The organism is Flavivirga aquimarina (assembly GCF_030540835.1).
In the GTDB taxonomy this organism is placed as follows: Bacteria; Bacteroidota; Bacteroidia; order Flavobacteriales; family Flavobacteriaceae; genus Flavivirga; species Flavivirga aquimarina.
In genome coordinates, this window is the sequence record NZ_JAUOEK010000071.1 from 1 (window position 1) to 23,637 (window position 23,637).

The window sequence follows — 23,637 nt, forward strand, 5'->3', positions numbered from 1 at the left end:
ATTTACTTTTAGTTCACAAATCTTATTTGATAAATAGGAGTTCATGAATCTTCGATTTCTTTGCTCGTCCAAAGAAAAGTAACAAACCTGCCTGCCGGCAGGCAGGAGAAAAGACGCCCCTTCGAAGGAATTTCTTCTCTCGCTGCGCTTAAGAAAAACCAAAAACAAAATTTCGCGTCGCCCCATCACAGCATCCAAGGCTATGCTCCTGAGTTTCGAAATTTTGTTCTTTATTCTTACGAAGGGTCTGGGCTTGCCCTATGGTCTGTTCTTAACGATTATTTTTGAGCCTTTAAAAATTTATAAATAGCTATTCCTACTCCAATATTTGTGGGCACACCATAGCCGTCCGGCAGACGGGCGTTCAGTATTAAAGGCTCAGTGACCATAGCTCGATTAAGCTTAGTGACTGCACTTCCGCTATGATTTATACTATGTTCTTTTATTTAACTGTTAAAAAACCAAGTAAGTTTCTCAATTTACGGTAAGCCACTTTTTTATGATCTTTTACAGTATTGATAGATATGGAGAGTTCATCTGCTATCTCGTTATTCGAATAGTCTTCTATACTTAATCGGATAACTTTAGCGGCTTTGTCTGGTAGTTTTTTAATCGCATTTTCTATAACAGCAGTGGTTTCTATAACGACTGCGTCTGATACATAAAATTCTTCAGTTTCGTACGCTTCTAAGTTTTTAAGCTCATAACGTTCTGTAACTTTATAGGATTTACTTTTTAAATAATTAATGCATTTATTTTTTACAGCCTTATAGAAAAAACCTACAGCATGATTTTCACTTTTAAACGTGATTTTATCTTCCCATACTTTTATAAAAACTTCTTGAACCATATCTTTAGACATATCTAAATCGTCAAGATACTTGTATCCAAATACACATAATTGCGGATATAGACTCTCAAAAAATTTCTTATAATTTTTTAATGTAAATTCGGTTTCGCCTCCCCTCATGGCCCCTTTTTAGAATAAAATATTCGCTAAAACTAAGTTATTTTTTTTATAATTTTATAAACATTTGTTAATTTATTTAATTATATGTAAATTAATTCTGTTTCACAGAAGTGATTATACATATATATTATGTAGCTTTTTTCCTTCTTTAAATAATGCTTTTTAACTAACTAACCCCTTATAAATACAACTAAAAATAAAATCGGGTGGTATCATTTTTAAAAAACTTATTGTATTAACTTATAAAATAAATTTGCCCCCTATTATTGATTAATGATTATTGTTTAAAAATTAAACTCAGAACTCATCTTGACTTTTTGTTTTTAACCGAAAATGAGATAAAATTTGTTCAGATGAGACACTTTTTGAAAGGCATAGCATCACTAAGCATAAAAAAGTAACAAAATAAAGAAGGTTTCTATTTTATTATTTACTTTTAGTTCACAAATCTTATTTGATAAATAGGAGTTCATGAATCTTCGATTTCTTTGCTCGTCCAAAGAAAAGTAACAAAAGAAAAGACGCCCCTTCGAAGGAATTTCTTCTCTCGCTGTGCTTAAGAAGAACCAAGAACAAAATTTCGCGTCGCCCCATCACAGCATCCAAGGCTATGCTCCTGGGTTTCGAAATTTTGTTCTTTATTCTTACGAAGGGTCTGGGCTTGCCCTATGGTCTGTTCTTAGCGATTATTTTTGAGCCTTTAAAACTTTATAAATAGCTATTTCTGCTCCAATATTTGTGGGTACACCGTAGCTGCCGGCAGGTAGGAGAAAAGACGCCCTTCAAAGGAATTTCTTCTCTCGCTGCGCTTAAAAAGAACCAAGAACAAAATTTCGCGTCGCCCTATCACAGTATCCAAGGCTATGCTCCTGGGTTTCGAAATTTTGTTCTTTATTCTTACGAAGCGCCTGGGCTTGCCCTATGGTTTGTTCTCAGCGATTATTTTGAGCCTTTAAAAATTTATAAATAGTTATTTCTGCTCCAATATTTGTGGGTACACCGTTCCTGCCTGCCGGCAGGTTTTAGGAAATAGAAAAAGTCAAGATGAGTTCTCAAAGAAAAATCATTTAATTGTTAAAAAACCAAGTAGGTTTCTTAATTTACGATAGGCAGATTTTTTATGATCCTTTACAGTGTTAACAGATATGGATAACTCTTCTGCTATCTCGTTATTTGAATAGTCTTCTATACTTAATCTAATAACTTTAGCTGCTTTTTCTGGTAGTTTTTTAATGGCATTTTCTATAACAACTGTAGTTTCGATAGCTACGGCTTCCGATATATTGAATTCCTCGGTTTTATGTGCCTTCAAATTTGCCGATTCGTAACGTTCTGTAACTTTATAAGATTTACTTTTTAAATAATTAAGACATTTATTTTTCACGGCTTTATAGAAAAAACCTGTTGTATGATTTTCATTTTGAAACGTCATTTTATCTTCCCAAACTTTAAGAAAAACTTCCTGAACGATATCTTTTGACAACTCCAAATCGCTGAGATACTTATAAGCAAACACACATAATTGTGGATATAAACTCTCAAAAAGTTTTTTGTAGTTTTTTAATGTAAATTTTGTTTCGCCTTCCCTCATGGCCTTATTTAGAATGAAATATTCACTGTATATTAAGTAACCACTTAATAATCTTGTAAAAATATACGCAATTAACTGTTTATTTTACAAAAAAAATGCAATTATCTTTTTAAAGGTTATGTATCTTCGATAAAATACAAAATCTACTTAAATCCTATATTTGGTTTAGCTCATCTTCGTACAAAATAAGCTATAAATTTCACAAGTATCTACGAATTGAATTTCTTAAGGTAGTATTGTATTAACTCAAATTCGATTTAAGAATATACATGTAATTGAAAATCAAAACATTGAATTGAGATATCAGATTAAGCCTTTCGACTACACTCCTTTAGATTTGTTTTATATAAGAGAAAGGAAATAAAGTAAACCATAACAAGCGCTCTGAGATCATAGTCTCAACATGTGATTTAGACATTATGCTCTTTCATCAAAAACACATCATAAAACACGATGTTTATAAGGACTCTCTATTAATAAAGTTAAAAGGTGCCTTAACTTTCCCCTTTTTTCTATTAAGAATCATATCTGATAACGTTTCCCCCATAACTTTAAAATCTGTTGAAATAACAGTAATTCCTAATAGTTCTTTAAGTGCTGTATCATTATAAGAAATGATACCAATGTCTTTTCCTAATATAAATTCATCTTCTCTCAATTGCTTTATTAAATTAACTAAATCAAATTCTTCAATAGTTATAAATAAATCCCCTTTCTTAAGAATCATGTCATCATATATCTCATTAAGGATTTCGAAGTCCAATCCATATTCCACACAAAATTTTCTAAACCCATGTAAAATTCTTCTTGGATATGGGTAAATTGCCTTTTCTGGATAGATCAGAATTATTTTTTTATACTTCCTAATTTTTTTAAGCCCCTCTTTTAACGCATTATAAATATCATTTTCAAAATCCTGATAAATAGCATTAATAGCTTCATTATTTGTTAAATTAATATTGTCTACCAAAATCAACTTATCCTTGGGTATTTTATGAATCGCCTGTAATACGCTATCTGTATAACTTATATGCCGTAGATTTTCAGTTTTAAAATGAGGCATGATTATATAATAATCGTAAGCCGATTTATACTTGTCTAATAAATTTAAAAATAAAGATTCATCACAATGATAAATATGCAAATCTGTATGGCAATTTGGCCCTAAGCCATTAAGAAACGAATTGTATATTCTCATCTTATAAGAACTCAGTTTATTAATAAGAAATAAAATATTAAACTTAGAAATTAGTTTTGTTCTCGTAATATAATACCCCTTTCCTCTTATAGCAGAAATAATATGACGATGCTTTAAAATATTATACGCTTTCTCTACAGTATCTCTTGATAAATAAAATTCCTCACTAAATAAATTTATAGATGGCAGTTTTTGATCTATTTCAAGATTACCAACTGTAATATTATGTATAATAGAATCTACAATTTGTTGATACTTTGGTATTCTTGAGTTTTCGTCAATTTTTATAAATTTAATGATATCCATTTATAACTATTTATTAGATCATGTTATAATAACAAATATAGAAAAGAATATATGTTTTTAACCATATAGATAATAGCTTGATGTTATGTATGAACTAATCTTGACTTTTTACTTCTTACAATTTATTAAAGGAGTACGTCTACTTAGTTTATCTTGAGCACAGCCGAAGTGAACTGAAGTGTGATCATCTCACAACCCGCTTCCTCCTTTCCCGCCTCTAATGAAAAACAATTTTATGTCTCGGTTTCCAGAGGGCGTGAAAATGTCTCTATCTATACAGATGACGCTGAAGACTTATTAAGCCATGTTGAAAAACATGGAGATAGGCAAGGTGCAACGGAACTGATTAAAACGGAATTTTCAAAAACAATCGAAATTGAAAAAGAAATAAGCAGGGAAATAAAAAGGGAAATCGAACTAATAAAAACAGTCGATATCGAACCCGATATATAATAAAAACAAGTGTATAGAATTTACAAAACTGAATAAATTTGACAATAAAAACATAAATTTATAACATAAGAATATGAGTAATGAAAATTTAAAGCATATAGATGATTTAGCACTTGAGTGTAATAGAATAGGCGTGATTTTAGAGGAAACAATAACCCAGAGCTAATTGAAGCCTATGCCAAATATATATACATGTATGCAAGGCAACTTCCATCTGTAAAAAATGATGAAAACCTTAATAAAACCTAAAAAAACACAAAGCTTCAGATTTTAGTAAATTTATGTAATAGAAACATTGAAGATATATATGCTAAATGGCCTAAAACAAATAAAGTATGAGTCAGAATTATGAGTTTAAGAGTTTAGAAATTGCCAAAAACGGACAAGAAAAAGAACGAACACAAAAAGATCCAAATACTGTAACGGTTTTTGAAACAGGCGATACCCACACCATCGATTTTATTTTACTTGACGGTACACGCCAATGTTTCCTCTATTCCCACATGCTCACCGCTTGGATTGGGAAAGACGATAACGCCGAAAACGATGTCACAGAAAATGAACGGTATATAAAAATCTTCTTTGCCACACATCTCGTCACCATCAAAGGTTTCTGTCTCGACGAAATCTACAACGCACTCACAACCCTATCCCTCAAATCCACCAAAACCCACGACGAACGTTATTTAAGTGCTGTCAGTGACGACAACGCTTTTGTAACTAATATTAAAATCACTTGGAAAAAGGAAGATGGAGAAATTATAAATAACAGGGTTTAATTTTTTTGAAAAAACACACTATTTTTTAAATAGTTTAAATAAAAGTATACTGTTTTTAAGTACTGAGTAAGTACTTAATATCAAAGCAACACAAACCGATAACCAAATATATCTTAAAGCTTTCTGTGCTATCTGGTCGCAATTAGGGTGGGTAAGACACTGTGATATTTAAAAAAAATTATTTTATAAGTTCCTTATTTTGAGCTTTTTAATGAATGTTCAGAAAAAAAATTAAAATCTTACCCACCCACTTTGTGATTTTACCTTTAATAGTAGTGAACCCTTATTGTATCCATACCTTACTGATTTTGTTAACCAAAATAAATTATGCTAGAGAATATTACAGGCTGTAAAAATACTCTCTTCAGTCTCGTTTATAATAATATGTAAAAAAATATAAACCTCATTAACAGTAACCCCTATTGGTTCAATAGGGATTACTGTTAATGTATTAAAGAATTAAAAATATGACTAAAAGAATTAAGAAATTAAAGAGAATTGTGGTTGATTGGCTTAAGGATCATTCGTTTTGGGCATGGATTATAGGGGGAGTTATTTCACCTGCTATACTAGTGGGGCTTTTATATGACGGTTTCTGTTCTTTTGGACAATTTTTCATAGACTTGATAAATGATCTACTGCCTATAACAGTGGCTGTTATTGTTTTAGTTATGATAATATTTATGGTTTTTTTAATTATAAGGTTAGTAAAAATCAAAAGCATTAAAAAAAAGCAAATACAACTTAGAAAAAAGGAAGATAGTATTGATAATTTTGAAGCCATTAGTAAATTTATCATAGAGAATCACAAAAACTCATATAAACAATTAGGGGAAACTTTATTAAATAATTATAATGACCATATTACAACTCTTCCTATTAGGTATAGTTATTTTAAACTCGTTGGTGATTACCCAAAGATTGTATTTTTTTCAAGGACAAAGATAAATGTTAAGGATGATAAAGGAATCGCTTCGGAATTATTAAGGATTAGTCACATTTTTCCATTAGATAGAGATGTTGACGATTTTAGACATAGATTTAAATTCACTAAAAGGACAGAAATTAAAAGTTTAATAATTGACGGTAAAAATGAAACAAATTCAATAAAAAAAAGAACAAAGGACGATTATTTCGAAGTAGATTTTAAATTAGATAAAAAATTCCCAAGATATGAATTGTTAAAAACAACTGCACGGTTAGAGTTAGATTCATGCTTTATAAGTAAAAAAGAAGTTTTTGAATTCGGAAACAGTACGACACCCGTTCTTTATGAAAAAATTACTTTAACATTGACAAAAGTGCCTTCTAAATACGCATGCCAAAAAAAGATGAATGGTGTTTGGGTTTCAGCTGGAGATGATGCCATTCTATTAGATAAATCTGAATCTGGATCGGGTAACAAATTTTCGATAACATATTTAATCAATTATCAAAACATATCGAATATGAGAGAATATAAAAAACGCTTTAGAATTATTTGGCACAGATAATCTTGGGCTCTAGTAGTCGTGTCCTCCACCCATTTTAAAATTATGCTTTTTCATATTTTTTCCTTTTCTCAAATTTTTATAACTCATGTTTAAATTATGTGATTTATGCAAAAAATCAAGTTGTTTTTCAGCAAAAAGACAATCATTGTGTTAATTCTTTGGCTAAAAACATTTTTCATTGGTTTTAACGATAGCAATATATAGGAAAAAAATCAGACCACGATAATTTATAGATGTTTTTTATGATATTTTGTAACATAAATCCGACAAACGGTAATTGTTCCATTAAAAAAAGTAGTAAAAAACAGGGTTTTAAGAAAAATATGAAGTGATTTCCAAGTTAATCTTTAAGTAAAATCAAAAACCGATTCACATTTTAGTGAATTTATGCTATTCTCTAGCCATATCCTTAGTCAAAAGGTTTTTAAAGAATTTGGAATCGACTATAACCCCTGAGTTAAGTGGTGCCAGTTGTCGGACTTGAACCAAGCAAAGCGGTCTCTTTTTTATTTCGATAAAAATCAAATTTGTTGTACCTATGTTGTACCTGTGAAATACAAAAGGCTTTTACAGAAATGTTGAAGCCTTTTGTACTCAAGGTGAGAATCGAACTCACACTTCCGAAGAAACTGGATTTCGAAGTTTTGCACTTTATTCTAACAAAGGATCTGGGCTTTCCCTATGGTCTATTCTTAACGATTATTTTTGGGTTTTTAAAATATTGATCTATTTATAAAACTGTTATAACAACTCAACTTTTTACCCCTAGCGGTACAGTACAGGATGCATAATTTTAGACGGTTATTTATTTTTGGTACTATTATTTTAAAAATGAAAGATATTACATGAAGAATCACCACAAAGAATTTAAATATGTCGATTACCTATGGGATGAAGACAAAGCAAAAAAATTAAACGATGATCAAGTTGCTTTATTTTTATACCGCTCGAATATATTAGGGGCAGATTTAAGAATTACTAATTACGGAGGTGGAAATACCAGTTGTAAAACAATTGAAAAAGATCCATTAACAAATGAAGATGTTGAAGTTATGTGGGTTAAAGGCTCTGGTGGCGATATTGGCACTTTAACACGTTCTGGAATTGCGGGTCTTTACACAGACAGATTACGAGATTTAAAAAAAGTATATAAAGGGTTGCATGATGAAGACAGAATGGTTGGTCTTTTTAACCATTGTATTTATGATTTAGATAGTAAAGCCCCTTCAATAGATACGCCTTTACATGGCTTACTTCCTTTTGCTCATATAGACCATCTACACCCAGATGCTTTAATAGCAGTAGCAGCTGCAAAAGATAGTGAAAAAGTAACCAAAGAAATTTGGGGAGATACCATGGGATGGGTTCCTTGGCAACGTCCTGGTTTTGACCTTGGTCTTCAGTTAGAAAAATGTTTAGCAGATAACCCCGGAATTAGAGGTATCGTTTTAGGAAGCCACGGTTTATTTACATGGGGAGACACCTCTTACGAATGTTATATGAATAGTTTAGAAGTTATTGAAACTGCTTCTGAATATATTGAAAACAAAATTAAAGAAAAAGGAGCTGTTTTTGGTGGACAAAAAATTAAAAGTTTAGCTAAAGAAGCCCGTTTAGAAAAGGCAGCTCAATTAATGCCGTTACTAAGAGGTTTATCTTCATCTGAAAACAGAATGATAGGTCATTTTTCTGATAGTGATGTAGTTTTAGAATTTATAAATAGTCATGATTTAGACAGGTTAGCACCATTAGGTACATCATGTCCCGACCATTTTTTAAGAACAAAAATTCAGCCTTTAGTTTTAACTTTAGGAACCGATGAAAATTTAGAAGATACCAAAGCAGTTTTAGCAAAATTAGAACCTGCTTTTGAAACATACAGACAAGAATACGCAGATTATTACAATACCTGTAAAAAAGATAATAGCCCAGCAATGCGCGACCCAAACCCTGTGATTATTATTTATCCAGGAGTTGGTATGTTTAGTTTTGCAAAAAACAAACAGACTACCAGAGTTGCCAGTGAATTTTACATAAATGCTATTAATGTGATGCGCGGCGCAGAAGCTATAACAGCTTACACATCACTGCCAAGACAAGAAGCATTCGATATTGAATATTGGTTGTTAGAAGAAGCCAAACTTTCCAGAATGCCAAAAGAGCAACCTTTATCCCGTAAAGTAGCTTTAATTACTGGAGCTGGTGGTGGTATTGGTAAAGCTATTGCCGATAAATTAGCTGCCGAAGGTGCAAACATTGTACTAACCGATATTGATGAAGCTAGTTTAAAAGTAGCACAGGCCACTTACAAACGTGATGTTTCCACATATGCTGTTTGCAACGTAACAAGTGCAGATTCTATAAAAGAGGCCTATAAAAAAGCCTGTTTAGATTTTGGAGGAGTCGATATTATTGTTCACAGTGCTGGATTAGCAATATCGAAGCCAATAGAAGACACAACCGAAAAAGATTGGGATCTTTTACAAAATGTTTTAGTTAAAGGTCAATTTGAGTTGGCTAAACTAGGTGTAGAAGTTATGCGTAAGCAAAATTTAGGTGGTAACTTTATTAGTATAGCCAGTAAAAACGGATTGGTTTCTGGGCCAAACAATGTAGGTTACGGCACTGCAAAAGCAGCACAACAGCACATGTCGCGTTTATTAGCAGCAGAATTGGCTCCAGACAAAATACGTGTTAATATAGTAAACCCAGATGGGGTTATAGTAGGGAGTAAAATATGGGAAGGTGCTTGGGCAGAAGGACGTGCTAAAGCTTATGGTATTGCAGTAGAAGAGCTTCCTGCACATTACGCAAAACGAAATTTATTAAATGAAATTATATATCCTGAAGATATAGCCAATGGTGTATTCTCATTGGTTGCCATTTTAGATAAAACAACCGGAAACATTGTTAATGTTGATGGTGGAATGGCTAATGCATTTGTACGATAATTATTTAGAGTTAGTTTTTTTTGTTTATTAAAACTTCCATAACATATCGTTATATTTATGGGAGTTTTTTTTAAGAAATTCAAAAAACACCAATAAGTAAGACATCTATACCCAATAGTGTATATTGTATGTGCCCCCATAAGAACATAATAAACATCAAAGCATGAAATTAGAACATCATCATATTCAAGACGCTAATAATAAAGCGCTTAAATCACATAAAGATCATTTCCATTTTTTATCAAACCATTTAACCAACAAGGGCATTCATGTAGATACCATCATAAAAAAACTACAAGATTTTCAAGTAGCCATACCTAGCTGGGCATTAGGTGCAGGCGGTACTCGTTTTGGACGTTTTTCTTTTTATGGAGAACCTTCAAATCTGGAGCAAAAAATTCAAGATGTAGGTTTAATACATGCTTTAACCCAAACTGCGGGTGCAGTTTCTTTACATATTCCGTGGGATGTTCCAGAAGATTACAATGCCATTAAACAATTAGCAAATTCGTTAGACATTAAATTTGATGCCGTAAACTCAAACACGTTTCAAGATCAAAAAGAATCTAAAGAAAGTTATAAATATGGTTCTTTAAGTAATACCAGCGAAGCTGTAAGAGAACAAGCCATTCAACACAATTTAGATGTTATTAATATAGGTAACAAACTGGGTTCAAAAAGTTTAACCGTTTGGTTAGCAGACGGCTCTTGTTTTCCTGGACAGAATAATTTTCAAACAGCCCTTCAAAACACAGAAAACAGCTTAAAGACCATTTATAAAGGCCTTCCCGACGACTGGAAAATGCTTATTGAATACAAACCTTACGAACCTAATTTTTATAGTACCGTTATTCAAGATTGGGGCACATCGTTTATGTTGGCAAATGCTTGCGGCGAAAAAGCCTATTCTCTTGTAGATTTGGGCCATCATTTACCAAACAGTAATATTGAGCAAATTGTTTCTATATTAATGTTAAAAGGTAAATTAGGCGGGTTTCACTTTAATGACAGCAAATATGGTGATGACGATTTAACTGTTGGAAGCATCAAACCTTATGCCTTATTTTTAATTTTTAACGAATTGGTATATGGCATGCAGAACAATCCGCAAAATCCAGATTTAGCATGGATGATTGATGCCAGTCATAATGTAAAAGACCCATTAGAAGATATCATTCAATCGCTTGAAGCCATTCAAGAAGCCTATGCTAAAGCCCTTTTAGTTGACCAAAATTTGTTAAAGGCTGCCCAACTGGATAATGATGTTGTAACATGTCAGGAAATATTGCAAGATGCTTATAGAACAGATGTTAGGCCATTGCTTGAAAAAGCCCGATTAGAAAGTGGTGGTGCATTAAATCCAATCAATGCCTATCGTACTTTGGGCGTTAGAAATCAATTAATTAAAGAAAGAGGTAAAAATACGATAGCTACCGGATTGTAATAAAATGATAGATGTAACCGCCATATTCGATATAGGAAAAACCAATAAAAAATTCTTTCTTTTTGATAAGAATTATAAGGAGGTTTATAAAGAATACATACGTTTTGATGAAATTGAAGATGAAGATGGCCACCCTACCGAAAACTTAAAAGCACTTCAAGATTGGCTAAAAAGTGTATTCGAAAATATTCTTAAACAATCGGAATATAATGTAAAAGCTATTAATTTTTCTACCTATGGAGCTAGTTTTGTGCATTTAGATGAAAACGGAGAGGTCCTTACCCCTCTTTATAACTACACAAAACCGCTCGACAAAAGCATCATAGATTCTTTTGTTGAAAAATACGGCTCTAAAGAATCATTTATAAAAAGAACAGGTTGTTACGATTTAAGTATGCTAAACTCTGGCATGCAATTATATTGGCTAAAGCAAAGTAAACCGGAGGTCTTTAAAAAAATAAAATACGCATTGCATTTACCGCAATACCTTAGTTATATTTTTACAGGTATCGCTTTAAGTGAATATACTAGTATAGGTTGCCATACCGCACTTTGGGATTACCAAAAAAAGGATTATCATGAGTGGGTCTATAAAGAAGGAATAAATAACATACTACCAACCATTGTATCTACAGAAACCAGTATTAATATGAATTACAATGGTAAACGTATTAAAATTGGTGTAGGTATTCATGATAGTTCTGCAGCATTATTGCCTTATGTTAGAAGCATAAAGAAAAAATTTGTTTTAGTCTCTACAGGTACCTGGAGTATTGCTTTTAACCCTTTTACAGAACACCCCATTCCTAAAGACGTGCAACATGTAGACACGATAAATTACATGCGAATTAATGGAAAACCTGTAAAAGCAACACGTTTGTTTTTAGGAAACGAATACAAAATTCAAGTAAGCAAATTAGATGCTCATTTTGGTGTTTCTGAAGATTATCACCGTCATGTAAAATTTGATTACGATACCTTTTTCGAAATAAATCAAGATTTTGAATACCAATTTAAATGGGAAAGCATATCTGATGAAAATATGCCGTCTGAAACAAAAATACGTTATAACAAATTTGAACATGCTTACCATCAACTCATGATCGAACTGGTACTTTTACAAATAAAAAGTATAAAAAGAGTTATTGGGGATGATGCTGTGAAAAAATTATATATCGATGGCGGATTTAGCGATAATGACCTTTATATAAAATTGTTATCGCATTATTTTAGAGACAAAAAATTAAGAACAACAGATGCTTCTTTAGGGTCTGCTCTAGGAGCTGCCATTTCAATTTCCGATTCTAAATTAAACTCTAAGTTTCTTAAAAAGAATTATTCGCTTAAAAAGCATGTTCCCTTTATAATAAAATAATAATGTAGTAAAGAACTAACTAAAAAAACCATAATATGAGCCAACTAAACACAGATGAAATCGAAGACATAGCTGGAGGAGAATTTGAAAGACAAGCAGTTCCAGAATCCAAACTAAAAAGCTGGAAAAGTTTTTTAGGCATGTACGCTGGTGAACACGCTGCTGGTACGGAGTTTATGATTGGCCCCCTATTTTTAACAGCAGGTGTAAGTGCCTTTGACTTAATTGTAGGACTATTGATTGGTAATCTTTTAGCGGTACTTAGTTGGCGATTTTTAACAGCCGAAATAGCTGTTAAAAACAGACTCACATTATATTACCAATTGGAAAAAATCTGTGGTAAAAAACTAGTTACCGGTTATAATTTAGCCAATGGTATTTTATTTTGTTTTCTTGCCGGCGCTATGATTACTGTATCTGCTACAGCAGTAGGTATTCCTTTTAATATGGAAATGCCCAGACTAACCGATACCACGCCTAATGGTATTACCTGGGTCATTATAGTCATACTAATTGGAGCGGTAATCTCTTTAATAGCCGCCAAAGGTTATGATACAGTATCCAAAGCAGCAAACTGGATGTCTCCCATTATTGTCATTGCTTTTATAGCTTGTGGTATAGTCGCTTTAACGCAATTGAACGTTAACAGTTTTAATGATTTTTGGAATATTTGGGGTGAAGGTGGAGACCCTTTCCCTGGACAAATAAAATACACTTTTTGGCATGTGGTATTATGGTCTTGGTTTTGTAATGGTGCTATGCATATTGGTATGTCGGACTTATCTGTTTTCAGGTTTGCGAAAAAAGCAAGTTCTGGCTGGACAACAGCTGCCGGAATGTATGTAGGCCATTATATGGCGTGGATAGCTGCTGCTTTGTTATATGCTGTTTACTTAAAGTCACCAGAGGCATTAGCTTTTTTATCAAATGGAGAAGCACCTCCTGTAGCTCCGGGTCCTCTAGCTTACAATGCCATTGGAATTTTCGGAATTATAGCAGTGATATTAGCCGGATGGACTACCGCCAACCCAACTATTTATAGAGCTGGACTTGCTTTTCAAGCCATTATTCCAAAAGTTTCTACATTCTGGGTAACTATTATTGCAGGTTCTATTGCAACTATTGCAGGATTATTTCCCGCATTCGCTATGCAATTATTAGGATTTGTAGCTCTTTATGGATTTATTTTAGCACCCTTTGGTGCCATAATTGTATTTGAACACTTTTTTTACGAAAAAGCAGGTATTATTAAAAATTATGCTGAAGTAGCTCATATTAAGTTCAATAAAGCTGTCTTGTTTGCGTGGGCCATTAGTTTTGGCTTATTCTACTTTATATCTATAGAATTTGATGTGTTTTTATCTTTTGTAACACTGCCTTCTTGGTTATTATGTGGTGTTTTATTTTTAGTGTTTAGTAAGTATATGCAGAGAAAGGCTACATAAAAGGCTGACCCTTCCGTCTTTGATTTCTTTTGTTGAAATCAAATCCACCTTCCCTCACAAGGGAAGGAGTTGTATTATTTACTCTATTTTTAATTGTAGTTTAACGAGTTGACTCTTGTTAATTGTAATTTTCTCATTCCCCTCCTTTACTTCGACTCCCTGCCCGTCCGGCAGGCAGGCGCTCAGCAACCAGAGGAGTGGATTCTATAGTTAAATCAAAATAAAATATCATAAGACAATCAGCTATATATGCAGAGAACGGCTGCATAAAAGGCTGACCCTTCCGTCTTTGATTTCTTTTATTGAAATCAAAGCCACCTTCCCTCACAATGGAAGGAATTGTATTATTTACTCTAATTTTTAATTGTAGTTTAACGAGTTGACTCTTGTTAATTGTAATTTTTATTTAACGCTCCTCCTTTATTTCGACTCCCTGCCCGTCCGGCAGGCAGGCGCTCAGCAACCAGAGGAGTGGATTCTATAGTTAAAATAAAATATCATAAGACAATCAGCTATATATGCAGAGAAAGGCTGCATAAAAGGCTGACCCTTCCGTCTTTGATTTCTTTTGTTGAAATCAAATCCACCTTCCCTCACAAGGGAAGGAATTGTATTATTTACTCTATTTTTAATTGTAGTTTAACGAGTGACTCTTGTTAATTGTAGTTTCCTCATTTAATTCTCCTCCTTTAAAAGGAGGAGTGGATTCTATTTCAACACTTTGAAATAGGAGACGAGGAGGTTTTATTAATAATTATGCCGAAGTCGCCCATATTAAATAAAGTCGCCTTGGATTAAACTCCTAGCCTTTTCATAACTTCTTCTTTGTAAGTTTCTCCAATAGGAATACGTATATTATCAATAACTACATTCGTTTTTTGTAATGCCTCAATAAATCCAACATTTACAATATACGATCTGTGAATTCTTATAAACTGAGAAGCCGGAAGTTTATCCATAATATCTTTAAAACTAGACAGGGTTAAAATAGCTTTATTGGTTGTTGTAGAATAAATCTTTATATAATCTTTTAACCCTTGTATGTATTTAATAGTATCGATATTTATCTTAATGTTTTCATATTCCGATTTTACAAAAATAAAATCATCAAGCGTTTGTGTTGTTACTACTCCCGTAGATACTACATTTGTTTGTTTGTTTTGTTCCAATTCATATTTTTCTTTGGCTCTTGATATCGCTTTTAAAAAACGATGAAACGGAATTGGTTTTACCAAATAATCTGTTGCGTTTAAATTAAACCCATCTAAAGCATATTGCGGATATGCTGTTGTAAAAATAAACTGGGGGATATTATCTATGGCTTTTACCAAATCTATTCCTGTAAGGTTTGGCATTTCTATATCTAAAAAAACAAGATCTATTTTATGCTTACTTAATAGTGTTATGGCATCCAAAGGGTTTGTGCATTTAGCGACTATTTCTAAACCTCCTACTTGTTTAACATAAGATTCAATAACATCGATTGCTAATGGTTCGTCATCTATAATTACACATTTCATTAGCTTAATTTTAGCATTAAATTTACAATAAACCTGTCTTTTTCTTCTTCGACTACCAGTTCATGCATATTCGGATATAAAAACTCTAATCGCTCTTTTGTGTTTTTTAATCCTATGCCCGAACTGTCATTATCTTTTTTTCTATCACCTATTAAGTTTATACAATTAAACTGTAATTTGTTGTCATTTATATAAATCTCTATTTTCACTTCGGTATTACCTTTAAAATCTGTACCGTATTTAAAAGCATTTTCTATAAATGAAATGAGTAATAAAGGTCTTATTTTTTGATTTGATATTGTGCCATGTATATTTAAAGTTACATTTTCGTTATTTGCTATTCGCAGTCGCTGTAGCTTTAAATAATTTTGAATATACTCTAATTCTTTATTTAAGGGTACAAAATCATTGTTTGTTTCATACAACATATAGCGCATTAATTCCGATAGGGTTATCACTGCCTCTGGAGCATCATTCGATTTTTTGGTGGTAAGCGAATAGATACTATTTAAGGAGTTAAATAAAAAATGAGGGTTTAATTGGTTTTTTAAAAACGACAGTTCTGTAGCCGATTTTTGTGCTTCAATTTCTTTTTTATTTCTTTCGTTTTTATTCCATTCAGAATAAATTTTTAATGCTGTTCCTGTTATTATTAACGAAAAACCGAAAATAAAAGTACCTACTAGTTTTGTATTAATTAACGGGACTTTGTTTTTATGAAAAGATGGCGGTCGCATCCTGTGGTTTAAGTCAAATTCTGATGTTAGCTCTTTAGAAATTAATGTTACCGCTAATAAAAGAATGATAACAAAAGACACATAAGCGATTGTTTTTTTTTTAAGCAATAACCTATCTACTAAATATAAATAATTAATATAAAAAAGAACCACGTTCATTAGTAAAAAAATGACTATCCGTGAACTAATAAAATTAGAATACCTAGATTGTGGTAGTAATAAATTAAAAATAATAAATACAGTCCAGATAGAAATATGCAATAGTATTTGCCTATATTTTCTTTTATCTAAAAAAACTGTTCTTTTCATCTGCTTAAATTATATTATTGTAATTCACAACATCTTATAGCTTACTTTTTTGTTAAATTAGGTTTAATTAGGGCAGTTTAATTGAATTTTAAGTTTTTTTAACTCTATTAATGAAATTTTTGGGGTTTCTTTTTTCTCCAACTTTTCTTTAACTAAATCTGAAACTTTTTGCGCATCATTAAAACTGCAAAAAGGTTGATTGTTTTGAATTGCCGGAATGTTTTCTTGCTTAATTAATAGCTTATTATTATAACTTATACTATAACCAAAGCCTGTTTTTATTTTATAGATACTTGTTTTAAAATCATTTTTTATACTATTTATATCCGATTTTAAAACTATAAAACCAATTAAAGTAACGCTCAAAATTATTAAAAAAAAGACAAAATACTTCTTCATAAATATTTAGTTTCTAAGATTAAAAAATCCAAAGCAAATTATTTCTCATATGAGCTAAACAAAGTAAAAAAGAGAAACAAATGCTTTGGACAAAAAAACTACTATCTCAATCAAATAGTATCATCAAACTAATCTTCATCGTCGTATTCTTCTTGTGGAAATAACTCATAAATATCATCTAGATAATAAGTTCCACTACGACCAAATAAAACAAATCCTCTACTGCCTGTAGAAAAACTAACAGCATCTTGCCTTACAGCTCCTTCAAGACTTGTTATGTTTTCCCATAAATCGGTTGATGGATCATACTCCCATAAAGTTGATACAGCACCTCCATAGTAACCAGATGCTATATAACCTAATCCATTAATACTAAATCCAACAGCATTAGATCTAACAATAGAATAATCGTCATCATCATCCAAATCCAACTTACTAGTCCAAACTTCAGTAGCAGGGTCAAACTCCCAAAAATCCGTCACATAACTTCCATTACTCAAACCAGTTCCTAAATACACTTTATCGTCTATTACAAAAGTTGTCGCATCTCTTCTTTTATTTCCTCCAAAACCGTAAACCTCTGTCCATATGTCTGTATCCGGATCGTATTGCCAAAAATCTTTTCTCTCATTATCACCATCGTAACCGGTTCCAACATAGCCCACTCCATTGGCTCCAAACCCGACAGCAGCCATTCTTGTTCCTCCGCCAAAATCTGCTTTTTGAGCCCATAAATTTGTATCTGGATCGTATTGCCAAAAATCGCTCAATTCTACAAGTCCGTCATAACCTACTCCTATATAACCTTTTCCTTCTAGCGAAAATGCAGATGCAGACGTTCTGGCTACACCCGGAAAATCAGCTTTTTGTACCCAGTAATCACCTTCTACATTGTACTGCCAAAAATCATTTAAATAATCGTCTCCATCATACCCAGTACCAGCATATCCCATATTATCAATAACAAAACCAACGGCATTACTTCTTGGTATACCATCAAAAATGGAACGTTCTATCCAGTTGCCTCTTTCGTAATCATCATCAGATGAACAACTTGTTATTAAAACTACAAGGATTATTAATCCTAATAAACTTCTCATATTACTTTTCATAATCTATTTTTTGTTTGCTTTTTTTATATTAAATTTTATTCCTGCTGAAAAAATTGGTTTTGACACTGTATTAAAATCGAATATTTTATTATCTCCCGAATCGAGCAGCGTATATTTATTAGTAAATGAATACCCGCCTCTTAGCAAAATGCCCCAATTATCATCCATTTCATAATCATATTCTAACGCCAAAGAAGTTGACGAAAACGATGCTTTACTAGCTTGGTCTGTTAGATTGACAGAAATAGGGGTACTCAAATTTGAATAAAACCCATCTAACGATAACAATGATTTTAATGTGCCTAATTCACTTAATTTATAAACAACATATGTTTTAGGAAACCCAATTCCGTACGATAATTTATCATTCACCTGTTTCGCATAATTTATAGTGGGTAAAAACCTTGGTTCTCCTGTAATTGTAGTATAATTAACGCCTAATGTTAAAGACTCAGAAGTATCATTTGTACTTAATAATTTAGTAACCGACACATCTCCCCCAACAAATAAATCATTATAGCTTATATGACTTAGTGAATTTGAAACCAACGCTGCTATTACCTGTGCATTTAATTTCCATGTATTAGATAATGGATAGATATATTTTAACCCATAATTTAAACCATTAAATTTTGATATATCTGTAGTTGAAAAACTATAACTAGTACCATAATTCAAACTATAAAAATCTGCTTTAAAACTATTTATTAATAGTCCCTCTTTTAATTTAACTGGTATTGAAATTCCAAAATCGACCTTACTAAAATCAATATCATCATTCCCTATTGGTGCTAATGAATAATTAAATGAAAATATATCTTCATTTAATTGCCCTGCAGATTTATTCACAATAGAAATGATAAAAGCTACCATAAAAAATTTTCTCATTTATTAAATTGAAATTTCAACAAATGTATTTACAGCATCTTGGTAATAAAAAGATAATAGCTATTCTATGGATTAGTCTATACCAACTGGCCTTTTTTTTAGACAAACAAAGTAAAATAGATTTGGTAGCAAAAATCCTGCTGTTGGCATATTAAAAAATCGTTTCTGTATAACTCATTTCATTTACAATAAGGGTATAATTAAGTTCGCTTAAATTTAAATTATATTATGAGTATTAAGCAAGTAATTGCAGTCCCTTTAGTATTTCTAACAATTCTACTTTTGTGTTTAGTTTCTTGTGAAGAAGATAGCACGTTGCCCGTTGGAGAAAATTGGATAGATGTAAATACCAAAGTTTATTTTATAGACACATTAACTGTTAAAGCTACTACTTTTAAATTCGATTCTATAATTGTATCTGATGCAAGCCGATTATTAATAGGAGCGTATACAGATCCTGTTTTTGGTATTTCTAAAAGTAAGAGTTATATACAGCTTAGTAATTCTGTTTTCTCACTTGATGATGATGCCGTTTTTGATTCTATTACTTTAGTTTTAAAATATGACGATTACTTTTACAATGACACAATTCCTACTCAAAAGTTTAATGTCTATAGAGTGACTCAAAAAATAGAACCTAATGACGATGATGATTTGTTTTATAATACAACAGACTTCACTTATGATGACATGGCACCATTGGCAAGTGAAAGTTTTTTGGCATATCCAAAAAAAGAAGATTCGGTACTTATTCATTTAGATAACACTTTTGGAAAAACACTGTTTGACGATATTAAAGACAATGAAATTAATGATAGCGAAGAATTTTTATATAGATATAAAGGTTTACTAATTGAAGCCGATACCGATAACACGGCCATTTTAGGATTCTCGAGTGAAAGCCTTTTAAGAATTTATTACACCATTCCAGGCGAAATAGAAGATGTTTCATACGAATTCGATATAGCGTTTAATACCAATAATACTTTTAATAATATATCTAGTGATTATTTAGGCACCCATTTTGAATCTTTAAATGATCAAGACATCAACTTACCAAGTTCTTCAACAGATGATGCCAGTTATATACAAGCGGGAACTGGAATATCAACAAGGATCGAGATCCCCTATATTGAAAGAATTAATGAAATACAGGGTACCGGAACCATACTTGATGCTAATTTAAAAGTTTCAATAAAACAAAATTCTAGCACAGATAATCTATTCACCAAAGATTCTTTAAACATTTACATATACAACAAAAATGGTGAAGTTCTTAGCAACCTTGTAGATGAAGCTGGTGATACAGCCTTAGGGCTTATTGATTATGAAAGCTCCGAATATAATATTATAGTTTATTCTATCCCTCTTAAATACTTTTTAGATTTAAAATTAGAAACCATAAATGATGATAATTTGTTTTTAGCTATTTACTCGCAAAACTATAATGAATCTTTAGATCGGTATATCTTAAATGGAGAAAATGCTTCTGATGACTTGAAAGCAAAACTAGAATTAACCTACGCTATTTATGACAACTAAACATATTTTATATTATTTCTTTTTTTTGCTAGTTTCAATTGAAACCATAGCCCAAACTAATTCATTATCTAATTCTCCATATTCGTTATATGGACTTGGACAAATAAACGAAATCAACACAGGAAAAATTAATGGGTTGGGAAAATCTGGTATCGCTATACCGTCTACCACTTTTATAAATAATTCTAACCCGGCTTCATTTGCAAGTATTCCTTTAAAATCATTTTTCTACGATTTTGGTTTTAAAGCTGAAACCAACATCCTTACGGAAAATGGTCGTAAAAGCTCTAATATAATAGCTAATTTTTCTAATATAGCTATTGCATTTCCCTTATCTGAAAAATCTGGAGTTGGCATTACTTTAATTCCATATACCAGTGTTGGGTATACTTTAAATGATATTGAATCCAATATTGAAGGAAGCACTTATTCATTCAACTCAGATATTGAAGGTACTGGAGGGATTAATAATCTTAAGTTAAATTACGGATACGCTATAAATAATAAATTAAGATTGGGTATAACAGGTACTGTTTTATTTGGTCAAATAACTCAAACACAAACTAATTATATCCCCATTACATCTAATAATACGGTATCTACAAGTATCATTTCTTTATATGATGAAAATTACTACTCTGGTGTTCGTTTAGGTTCTGGTTTACAATATGACGTATTAAATAACATGTCTCTTGGAGCTATTGTTAATTTACCTACAAGTTTAAGCGGGGATAAAGAAAGAGTCGCTTCTTCATCAACAGAAACTTTAGAAAATAGTATTTCTAGTAATAATCTAGATATAGATGATTTTAAACTTCCTTTAGAATTTGGCTTTGGTTTTCAATCCAAGTTTAAAAAATTCTTTAGCTTTAACTTAGACTATAAAAAGAGTTTATGGGATAACACCAATCAATCAGATCAATTAGGCACCTATGTGAATCAAGATTTTTTAGGGTTAGGACTTCAATATTCTGCTAAAAAACAAGCTTCTAAATTTTTTAAAAATTTAGAGTATAGAGCTGGTTTTAATTATGATAATGGGAACTTAGAAGTAAACAAACAACGTGTTAAAAATTACGCCATAAACTTAGGTATTGGAATGCCTTTGAATAGCTACTCTAATTCCATGATTAATATTGGATATTCATACGGCAATAAAGGCCAAATTAATAATGGATTAATCAAAGAAAACTACCATTTACTTTCAATAAATTTAAGTTTCGAAGGCAAGTGGTTTCAAAAAAGGAAAATTGATTAGAAAGAAAGTGTAAAACCTGGTACTTCTCTAATTGCGACAACACTTTTTTTATTCAAAATCTTGTTGATAAAGCATTATGATTTAAGGCTTAAACGTGTCCGTTCTAAATGGATATGCTGGTAAATTAGCTTCATTAACTAAATTTACTTTTGGCACACCTGCAAAAGCATAGCGAACATAAAGTGGTTTACTCAATTCTGAGCTATGCAAAACTATTTTAGTTCCTTTTATTTTTGCAGTAGCCTTTACCCATTTCTTGGAATCATCAGACAACCAAAATCCTGTTGGTGATTTTCCATCAATTGTTTTAAGACCTTTTGCATAGTCGAAATGTACGACTAAGGTATTTTTATTTTGTTCAATATGATTCATTTTGGGGCCATGCGCCCCTATTTTATTATCAAAACTATTTTTTGTTGCTAACAACGTCAATCGTTCTCCTATGGGTAACTTATCTTTTGGGTGTATATTTTTAACATCTCCTAAGTCGATCGTATTAACAACTTCGGTATTTGGTAATTCTAAAGCTTTTAATTGAGATTCCCGCATCCATGCCCAAGAATGTGCCGTTGGACTTTCAGGGTTTTTATCACTACTGGTATTTAAGGTTTTCCCATAACCAGGAAGCATAATCACCATAAATTGTAAGTTATCGTTATTCCATTTTTTTCGATAATTTTTTATCCATTCTTTAAGCGTATTTCCATACATCAGCATGCCGGAGTTTCGAGAAAACCAAGGCTCTTTTAACATCCCAAACATAGATTGTGTATTTCGCTCCCCTTGATACCAAACAACACCTCTACAGGCATAAGGAATTAACGGATGCATCATCGCATTATATAAAATGTTTGACTGTCTACGTAAATAAATGTCATCCTTTCTGCTCCAAGGTTTTGGACCATCTATAATCGCTTTTATTTTATTTTGTGCTTCAATATTAGCATCAAACTCATCCATAATTGTTTTAAAATGAGGTACTGTTTCTGTCATATCACGAGGCATCCACGCTTCTAAAGAAGAACTTCCCCAAGCCGTTAGAATAATACCTACAGGTATATTGGCATATTTTTCTAAAAAATAAGCAAACGAAAACGCAACAGCGCTATTCGGGTATTTAGTAACCCATTCTCCTTCACACGTGTCTGTTTCTGTAAAAGAAACTGTTCTTTTTACACTAAAACTACGAATATTAGCAGCACTTGGAATTAATGCCTTTATATTTGGCACGCCTCCAACAGCCATTTGCATATTTGATTGCCCAGAACAAATCCATACCTCACCAATCAAAATATCAAAAATAAATAGGGGATTTTTTTGCATTGAAGAAGACACTGTCATTGTTCTAGATTCAAAGCTAGCAGGTAAAGCGTCAAGATATAACAACCATGTACCTTCATTATTTGCAGTAGTTTCTTTTTTCTGATTAGCAAATTCTACGGTTATTTTCGCGTTTGGATTAGCTTTACCCCAAACAGGAACTTGCAAATCGCGTTGTAAAATCATGTGATCTTTAAACAATGGTCCTAATTGTAAGATCGTTTCGGTTTGTGCTTTTAAAATTGGTTTTTCTTGTACAGCAAAACACAAATTAACATTCAAAAATAAAGAAGCAAGGCTTAAGCTTATACTTAAAATAACAATGTTTATTTTTTTCATTTCAATCTTTTAAATAGACGCTTTTTTATAAATAATATTGGTATAATTTCTCCTTGAGTTTAATACCAAGGAAGGCAAAAACAAACTTTAAATAAATAGGATTTTATTGTAATCTTTGATGTTATAAACATAATGAAAATAATATTCACACTCATTATTATTTATAGATAATTTAAGACGTTTTTATGTAAATACAAATGCCATTTTA

18 protein-coding genes are annotated in these 23,637 nt (G+C 31.7%); 9 read left to right on the plus strand and 9 right to left on the minus strand.

Features of this window, described 5'->3' with window-relative positions:
* Positions 1 to 442: 442 nt before the first annotated feature.
* The 3 genes from Q4Q35_RS06275 to Q4Q35_RS06285 all read right to left on the minus strand — a co-directional run bounded on the left by Q4Q35_RS06275 (position 443) and on the right by Q4Q35_RS06285 (position 4,065).
* Positions 443 to 970, minus strand: a complete 528-nt coding sequence (locus Q4Q35_RS06275; protein ID WP_303277096.1) for a sigma-70 family RNA polymerase sigma factor — start codon at positions 968 to 970, stop codon at positions 443 to 445.
* A gap of 1,063 nt (positions 971 to 2,033) precedes the next feature.
* Positions 2,034 to 2,561, minus strand: a complete 528-nt coding sequence (locus Q4Q35_RS06280) for an RNA polymerase sigma-70 factor (protein ID WP_303277097.1) — start codon at positions 2,559 to 2,561, stop codon at positions 2,034 to 2,036.
* A gap of 457 nt (positions 2,562 to 3,018) precedes the next feature.
* Entirely contained in the window at positions 3,019 to 4,065 is a 1,047-nt protein-coding gene (locus Q4Q35_RS06285; protein WP_303277098.1) for a GntR family transcriptional regulator, read from the minus strand.
* A 180-nt stretch (positions 4,066 to 4,245) separates the two neighbouring features.
* Between Q4Q35_RS06285 and Q4Q35_RS06290 the strand changes: the two genes are divergently transcribed.
* From Q4Q35_RS06290 to Q4Q35_RS06320, 7 genes are all read left to right on the plus strand, one after another.
* Positions 4,246 to 4,518 carry a hypothetical protein gene (locus tag Q4Q35_RS06290; protein WP_303277099.1) on the plus strand — a complete coding sequence of 91 codons (273 nt, stop codon included), beginning with the start codon at positions 4,246 to 4,248 and terminating at the stop codon, positions 4,516 to 4,518.
* Between the two features lie 335 nt (positions 4,519 to 4,853).
* Positions 4,854 to 5,297: a hypothetical protein gene (locus tag Q4Q35_RS06295; RefSeq protein WP_303277100.1), complete on the plus strand. Its 444-nt coding sequence runs from the start codon at positions 4,854 to 4,856 to the stop codon at positions 5,295 to 5,297.
* 467 nt (positions 5,298 to 5,764) lie between these two features.
* Complete coding sequence (locus tag Q4Q35_RS06300) at positions 5,765 to 6,790, plus strand: hypothetical protein (RefSeq protein WP_303277101.1); 1,026 nt, start codon at positions 5,765 to 5,767, stop codon at positions 6,788 to 6,790.
* Positions 6,791 to 7,635: 845 nt separating this feature from the next.
* Positions 7,636 to 9,741, plus strand: coding sequence for a bifunctional aldolase/short-chain dehydrogenase (locus Q4Q35_RS06305; protein WP_303277102.1), 2,106 nt, complete (start codon positions 7,636 to 7,638; stop codon positions 9,739 to 9,741).
* Between the two features lie 163 nt (positions 9,742 to 9,904).
* Positions 9,905 to 11,185, plus strand: a complete 1,281-nt coding sequence (locus Q4Q35_RS06310) for a sugar isomerase (RefSeq protein ID WP_303277103.1) — start codon at positions 9,905 to 9,907, stop codon at positions 11,183 to 11,185.
* Positions 11,186 to 11,189: 4 nt separating this feature from the next.
* Positions 11,190 to 12,560, plus strand: coding sequence for an FGGY-family carbohydrate kinase (locus Q4Q35_RS06315; protein ID WP_303277104.1), 1,371 nt, complete (start codon positions 11,190 to 11,192; stop codon positions 12,558 to 12,560).
* A 35-nt stretch (positions 12,561 to 12,595) separates the two neighbouring features.
* On the plus strand, positions 12,596 to 14,005 hold the full coding sequence (locus tag Q4Q35_RS06320; RefSeq protein ID WP_303277105.1) for a purine-cytosine permease family protein: 1,410 nt from the start codon (positions 12,596 to 12,598) through the stop codon (positions 14,003 to 14,005).
* A gap of 794 nt (positions 14,006 to 14,799) precedes the next feature.
* Here the strand turns inward: Q4Q35_RS06320 and Q4Q35_RS06325 are convergent.
* From Q4Q35_RS06325 to Q4Q35_RS06345, 5 genes are all read right to left on the minus strand, one after another.
* A complete protein-coding gene (locus Q4Q35_RS06325) occupies positions 14,800 to 15,525 on the minus strand; it encodes a LytR/AlgR family response regulator transcription factor (protein WP_303277106.1) in 726 nt (241 codons plus the stop codon).
* Positions 15,525 to 16,571 (minus strand): sensor histidine kinase, encoded by a 1,047-nt coding sequence (locus Q4Q35_RS06330; RefSeq protein WP_303277108.1) that lies wholly within the window; start codon positions 16,569 to 16,571, stop codon positions 15,525 to 15,527. Before Q4Q35_RS06330 ends, Q4Q35_RS06325 begins: the two co-directional genes overlap by 1 nt.
* Before the next feature lie 63 nt (positions 16,572 to 16,634).
* Positions 16,635 to 16,970: a DUF4907 domain-containing protein gene (locus Q4Q35_RS06335; RefSeq protein ID WP_303277109.1), complete on the minus strand. Its 336-nt coding sequence runs from the start codon at positions 16,968 to 16,970 to the stop codon at positions 16,635 to 16,637.
* Between the two features lie 128 nt (positions 16,971 to 17,098).
* The gene (locus Q4Q35_RS06340) at positions 17,099 to 18,082 is read right to left on the minus strand and encodes a Kelch repeat-containing protein (protein ID WP_303277110.1); all 984 of its coding nucleotides are present in this window, start codon (positions 18,080 to 18,082) and stop codon (positions 17,099 to 17,101) included.
* Between the two features lie 3 nt (positions 18,083 to 18,085).
* Positions 18,086 to 18,970 carry a DUF6268 family outer membrane beta-barrel protein gene (locus tag Q4Q35_RS06345; protein ID WP_303277111.1) on the minus strand — a complete coding sequence of 295 codons (885 nt, stop codon included), beginning with the start codon at positions 18,968 to 18,970 and terminating at the stop codon, positions 18,086 to 18,088.
* Positions 18,971 to 19,198: 228 nt separating this feature from the next.
* Between Q4Q35_RS06345 and Q4Q35_RS06350 the strand changes: the two genes are divergently transcribed.
* Positions 19,199 to 20,512 carry a DUF4270 family protein gene (locus Q4Q35_RS06350; protein ID WP_303277112.1) on the plus strand — a complete coding sequence of 438 codons (1,314 nt, stop codon included), beginning with the start codon at positions 19,199 to 19,201 and terminating at the stop codon, positions 20,510 to 20,512.
* On the plus strand, positions 20,502 to 21,770 hold the full coding sequence (gene bamG, locus Q4Q35_RS06355; protein ID WP_303277113.1) for a BamG family beta-barrel-assembly machinery protein: 1,269 nt from the start codon (positions 20,502 to 20,504) through the stop codon (positions 21,768 to 21,770). The genes Q4Q35_RS06350 and bamG overlap by 11 nt, the downstream gene beginning before the upstream one ends.
* 81 nt (positions 21,771 to 21,851) lie before the next feature.
* Here the strand turns inward: bamG and Q4Q35_RS06360 are convergent, their stop codons facing one another.
* Entirely contained in the window at positions 21,852 to 23,429 is a 1,578-nt protein-coding gene (locus tag Q4Q35_RS06360; protein WP_303277114.1) for a sialate O-acetylesterase, read from the minus strand.
* Between the last annotated feature and the right edge of the window lie 208 nt (positions 23,430 to 23,637).

Excerpts from the sequence above, each read along its gene's own strand:
- Q4Q35_RS06275 (WP_303277096.1), bottom strand. The coding sequence starts at position 970 with ATGAGGGGAGGCGAAACCGAATTTACATTAAAAAATTATAAGAAATTT.
- Q4Q35_RS06280 (WP_303277097.1), bottom strand. The coding sequence starts at position 2,561 with ATGAGGGAAGGCGAAACAAAATTTACATTAAAAAACTACAAAAAACTT.
- Q4Q35_RS06285 (WP_303277098.1), bottom strand. The coding sequence starts at position 4,065 with ATGGATATCATTAAATTTATAAAAATTGACGAAAACTCAAGAATACCA.
- Q4Q35_RS06295 (WP_303277100.1), top strand. The coding sequence starts at position 4,854 with ATGAGTCAGAATTATGAGTTTAAGAGTTTAGAAATTGCCAAAAACGGA.
- Q4Q35_RS06300 (WP_303277101.1), top strand. The coding sequence starts at position 5,765 with ATGACTAAAAGAATTAAGAAATTAAAGAGAATTGTGGTTGATTGGCTT.
- Q4Q35_RS06305 (WP_303277102.1), top strand. The coding sequence starts at position 7,636 with ATGAAGAATCACCACAAAGAATTTAAATATGTCGATTACCTATGGGAT.
- Q4Q35_RS06310 (WP_303277103.1), top strand. The coding sequence starts at position 9,905 with ATGAAATTAGAACATCATCATATTCAAGACGCTAATAATAAAGCGCTT.
- Q4Q35_RS06315 (WP_303277104.1), top strand. The coding sequence starts at position 11,190 with ATGATAGATGTAACCGCCATATTCGATATAGGAAAAACCAATAAAAAA.
- Q4Q35_RS06320 (WP_303277105.1), top strand. The coding sequence starts at position 12,596 with ATGAGCCAACTAAACACAGATGAAATCGAAGACATAGCTGGAGGAGAA.
- Q4Q35_RS06325 (WP_303277106.1), bottom strand. The coding sequence starts at position 15,525 with ATGAAATGTGTAATTATAGATGACGAACCATTAGCAATCGATGTTATT.
- Q4Q35_RS06330 (WP_303277108.1), bottom strand. The coding sequence starts at position 16,571 with ATGAAAAGAACAGTTTTTTTAGATAAAAGAAAATATAGGCAAATACTA.
- Q4Q35_RS06335 (WP_303277109.1), bottom strand. The coding sequence starts at position 16,970 with ATGAAGAAGTATTTTGTCTTTTTTTTAATAATTTTGAGCGTTACTTTA.
- Q4Q35_RS06340 (WP_303277110.1), bottom strand. The coding sequence starts at position 18,082 with ATGAAAAGTAATATGAGAAGTTTATTAGGATTAATAATCCTTGTAGTT.
- Q4Q35_RS06345 (WP_303277111.1), bottom strand. The coding sequence starts at position 18,970 with ATGAGAAAATTTTTTATGGTAGCTTTTATCATTTCTATTGTGAATAAA.
- Q4Q35_RS06350 (WP_303277112.1), top strand. The coding sequence starts at position 19,199 with ATGAGTATTAAGCAAGTAATTGCAGTCCCTTTAGTATTTCTAACAATT.
- bamG (WP_303277113.1), top strand. The coding sequence starts at position 20,502 with ATGACAACTAAACATATTTTATATTATTTCTTTTTTTTGCTAGTTTCA.
- Q4Q35_RS06360 (WP_303277114.1), bottom strand. The coding sequence starts at position 23,429 with ATGAAAAAAATAAACATTGTTATTTTAAGTATAAGCTTAAGCCTTGCT.